This is a genomic window from Sphingomonas bacterium (assembly GCF_903644055.1).
In the GTDB taxonomy this organism is placed as follows: domain Bacteria; phylum Pseudomonadota; class Alphaproteobacteria; order Sphingomonadales; family Sphingomonadaceae; genus Sphingomonas_I.
This window is the reverse complement of record NZ_CAHJXD010000206.1, coordinates 1-4,100: the sequence shown is the minus strand read 5'-3', so window position 1 is coordinate 4,100 and position 4,100 is coordinate 1. Positions and strand designations below refer to the sequence as shown.

Sequence of the window (4,100 nt, the reverse complement as noted above, 5' to 3'; positions counted from 1 at the left end):
GTCGCAACTCGCCAGGACGCTCGGCACCAAGGCCGCGCAGCCGCGCTACGAGGCCTTCCTCGCGCGCGTCCCCCGCCGCATCGCCGCCGCGGCGCGGGCGGGGGGGCCGGAGATGCCGGCAAGGATCGCGCTGTGGAGCGAGGCGCGGCGCATCGCCGAGCTTGCCGTGCGCCAGTCGATGGACCCGCAATTGACGGTGTTCGAGCTCGCCGGGCTCGTCGCCAGCCTTGCCCCGGACGGTCGCGCCTGACCTCCTCCTTCGTCACCCGGACTTGTTCGGTGCTTATGCCATTCGAACACGTAAGATCTTCCGTCATGCCCGACTCGTTCCGGCATCCACCGTCCCACAGAGCCTGTCAGCTCGGGACTAGGAGCTTGGTGAACCCCGGCTCAAGGCCGGGGTGACGTTCAGCCTGAACAGGACAGCCTCTCGGCGCGGGGCCGTGGCGAAAGCCACAAAGCCTACAAAAGCCACAAAAGCCACGATCGCTGTGGCTTTCGGGTTCCGGGGCCGGGGGCTGGACCGTTCGGCCTCCTCCGGTTAGGCGCGATGCTCCCGATCACCCCGTCCGCGAGTATCGATCTTATGGCCAGCCTGCCCAAGACAGACACCAGCGATCGCTACGTCTATCGCTTCGGCGGCGGCGTCTCCGATGGCGGGCAGGGCGACAAGAACCTTCTCGGCGGCAAGGGCGCCAACCTCGATGGCATGGCCTCGATCGGCCTGCCCGTGCCGCCGGGCTTCACCATCTCGACCGCGATGTGCACGCGTTACTATGACGAGGGCGGCCAGTTTCCGCAGAGCCTGCGCGACGAGGTGGCGACCGGCATCGCGCATATCGAGGGAATCACCGGCAAGAGCTTCGGCGACGAGGCCGATCCCCTGCTCGTCTCGGTGCGCTCGGGCGCGCGGACGTCGATGCCGGGGATGATGGATACGGTGCTCAACCTCGGGCTCAACGATCGCACCGTCGAGGGGCTGGCGCAGGCCTCGGGCGATGCGCGCTTCGCCTGGGACAGCTACCGCCGCTTCATCCAGATGTATGCCGATGTCGTGCTGGAGCTGGATCATGGCGCGTTCGAGGAAGCACTGGAGATCGCCAAGGAAGACAAGGGCTTCCACCTCGATACCGATCTCACCTCCGAAGATCTGGAGGCGCTGGTCGATCGCTACAAGGCCCTCGTCGAGCAGCAATGGGGCAAGCCCTTCCCGCAGGACGTGCACGATCAATTGTGGGGCGCGGTCGGCGCGGTGTTCGGCTCCTGGCAGTCCGAGCGCGCCAAGGTCTATCGGCGATTGCACGATATTCCCGGTAGCTGGGGCACCGCGGTCAACGTCCAGGCGATGGTGTTCGGCAATATGGGCGAGACATCGGCGACCGGCGTCGCCTTCACGCGCGATCCCTCGACCGGCGAGCGCGCTTATTACGGCGAGTTCCTGATCAACGCGCAGGGCGAGGATGTCGTCGCCGGCATCCGCACTCCGCAATATCTGACGCTGGCGGCGCGCGAGCGGGCGGGCGCCAAGGCGGCCTCGATGCAGGAGGCGATGCCCGCGGTCTATGACGAGCTCGCCAAGGTGTTCGATCTGCTCGAAACGCATTACCGCGATATGCAGGATATCGAATTCACGGTGCAGCAGGGCAAGCTCTGGATGCTCCAGACCCGCGCCGGCAAGCGCACCGCCAAGGCCGCGCTCAAGATCGCAGTCGATATGGCCAACGAAGGGCTGATCACGCGCGAGGAGGCGATCGGCCGCGTCGATCCGGCGGCGCTCGATCAGTTGCTCCACCCGACGCTCGATCCCAAGGCGCCGCGCGACGTCATCGCCAAGGGCCTGCCCGCCTCGCCGGGCGCGGCCAGCGGCAAGGCGGTGTTCGATGCCGACAGCGCCGAGAGGATGGCGGCGGCGGGCGAGGCGGTGATCCTCGTCCGCGTCGAGACCAGCCCCGAAGACATCCACGGCATGCACGCCGCCAGGGGCATCCTCACCGCGCGCGGCGGCATGACCAGCCATGCGGCGGTGGTGGCGCGCGGGATGGGGCGGCCGTGCGTCTCGGGCGTCGGCAGCCTGGCGATCGACGCCAGGGCGAAGCTGTTCCGCGTCGGCGGGCGCGAGGTGACGGCGGGCGATATCCTGACGATCGACGGCGCCACCGGCGAGGTGATGCTGGGCGAGGTCGCGACCGTGCAGCCCGAGCTGGCGGGCGACTTCGGCGTGCTGATGGAATGGGCCGATGGCGTCCGCCGCCTCAAGGTGCGCGCCAATGCCGAGACGCCGCTCGATTGCCGCACCGCGCGGCAGTTCGGCGCAGAGGGCGTCGGCCTGTGCCGCACCGAACATATGTTCTTCGATGCGGGGCGGATCACCAGCGTCCGCCAGATGATCCTCGCCGAGGACGAGAAGGGGCGCCGCGCCGCACTCGAGAAACTGTTGCCGGAGCAACGCAGCGACTTCGCCGAAATCTTTGAGATCATGGCGGGATTGCCGGTGACGATCCGCCTGCTCGATCCGCCGCTGCACGAATTCCTGCCGCACGAGGAAGGCGAGTTCGCCGAGGTCGCGGCAGCGACCGGCATCGACGTCGAGAAGCTCAAGCGCCGCGCCGCCGAGCTGCACGAATTCAACCCGATGCTCGGCCATCGCGGCTGCCGCCTCGGCGTGACCTATCCCGAAATCTATGAGATTCAGGCGCGCGCGATCTTCGAGGCGGCGGTGGCGGTCGCCAACAAGACCGGCGACGCGCCGATCCCCGAGGTGATGGTGCCGCTCGTCGCGACGCGCCGCGAGCTGGAGCTGATGAAGGCGGTGATCGACAAGGCGGCCGAGGCGGTGTTCGCCGAGACGGGCACTCGCCTCGAATATCTTGTCGGCACGATGATCGAGCTTCCGCGTGCGGCGCTCAAGGCGGGTGAGATCGCCGAGGTGGGAGCCTTCTTCTCGTTTGGAACCAATGACTTGACGCAGACCGCTCTCGGCGTCTCGAGGGACGATGCCGCGCGCTTCCTCGGCGTCTATGTCGAGCAGGGGATCTACGCCAAGGATCCGTTCGTCAGCCTCGATATCGAAGGGGTCGGCGAGCTGATCCAGTTGGCGGCCGAGCGCGGGCGCAAGACCCGTCCGGACATCAAGCTCGGCATCTGCGGCGAGCATGGCGGCGATCCCGCCTCGATCGCCTTCTGCGAGGCGATCGGCCTCGATTATGTCTCGGCCTCGCCTTACCGCGTGCCGATCGCGCGCCTCGCCGCGGCGCAGGCGGCGCTCAAGCCATGATGTCGGCTCGGCAGCGGTGCCGGGATTAGACGGGGAACGCGGCTTCGTTCAGGCGTGTGTCAGCATCGCCGGGGCTTGAGAGAGGCAAGACATTTCGAGGAGCCGGGCATGGCACGCGTCAAACTGGGGATCGTGCTGCTCGCCGCACTGGGAGCAAGTGCGGCGCTCGCCGAACCGCCAGTAGCACTTTCGCCGGCCGACCGCGCCGCCGCGCTAGAGGCGGGCGCGACGCGCAATGACGGCGAACTGCCGATCAACGGCGCGCATCGTGGCGTGCACGGCGAGGTCGGGGTAGAGATCGGGACGGGCGGTCGGCAGGCGCTCTACGGCACGACCGTCGTGCCGCTCGGCCAGACCGGGACCGCCGCCTTCTCCTTCCTGACGTCGCGGCAGAACGGCCGTTGGAGCAGATGAGGATGCGCGGGCTGCTGTTGGCGGCGACGCTGGCGGCCGGCGCGCATGCCCAATCCGGCCCGCCGCCCGAAGCGGCGGACAGCCCTCCCTGGCATCGCGCGCGCCTGTTCGTCAGCCCGATGGGCGAACCGTTTCGCGACGCGGCCGATAATGCCGAGGCGTGGTTCGCGGGCGCCGATGCCGATCATGACGGCCGAATCACGCTCGTCGAGTTTCAAACGGATGCGGCGCGCTTCTTCGCCACGCTGGATGCCGACCACGATCATGAGATCGGCCCCGAGGAGATCGACCGCTATGAACAGGTGATCGCCCCGGAAACGAGCAGCGGCGGCGGCTTCGGCGGCGGCGGCGCGCAAGGTGGTCCCCGTGGCGGACGCGACGGCGGCCGGGGTGGTGGTGGTCGTCGCGGCGG

The 4,100-nt window shown here is 68.4% G+C and carries 2 protein-coding genes and 2 pseudogenes; all 4 read left to right on the top strand.

Translation table 11 applies throughout. The features are described 5' to 3' along the window. A pseudogene (locus HUU94_RS09160) lies at positions 1-250 on the top strand (DNA polymerase III subunit delta'); the annotation flags it as partial. A 336-nt stretch (positions 251-586) separates the two neighbouring features. Further along, positions 587-3,274 carry a pyruvate, phosphate dikinase gene (gene ppdK, locus HUU94_RS09155; protein ID WP_174274780.1) on the top strand — a complete coding sequence of 896 codons (2,688 nt, stop codon included), beginning with the start codon at positions 587-589 and terminating at the stop codon, positions 3,272-3,274. Between the two features lie 108 nt (positions 3,275-3,382). Then, entirely contained in the window at positions 3,383-3,688 is a 306-nt protein-coding gene (locus tag HUU94_RS09150; RefSeq protein WP_174274779.1) for a hypothetical protein, read from the top strand. Positions 3,689-3,690: 2 nt separating this feature from the next. Further along, positions 3,691-4,100, top strand: a pseudogene (locus tag HUU94_RS09145) (EF-hand domain-containing protein); the annotation flags it as partial.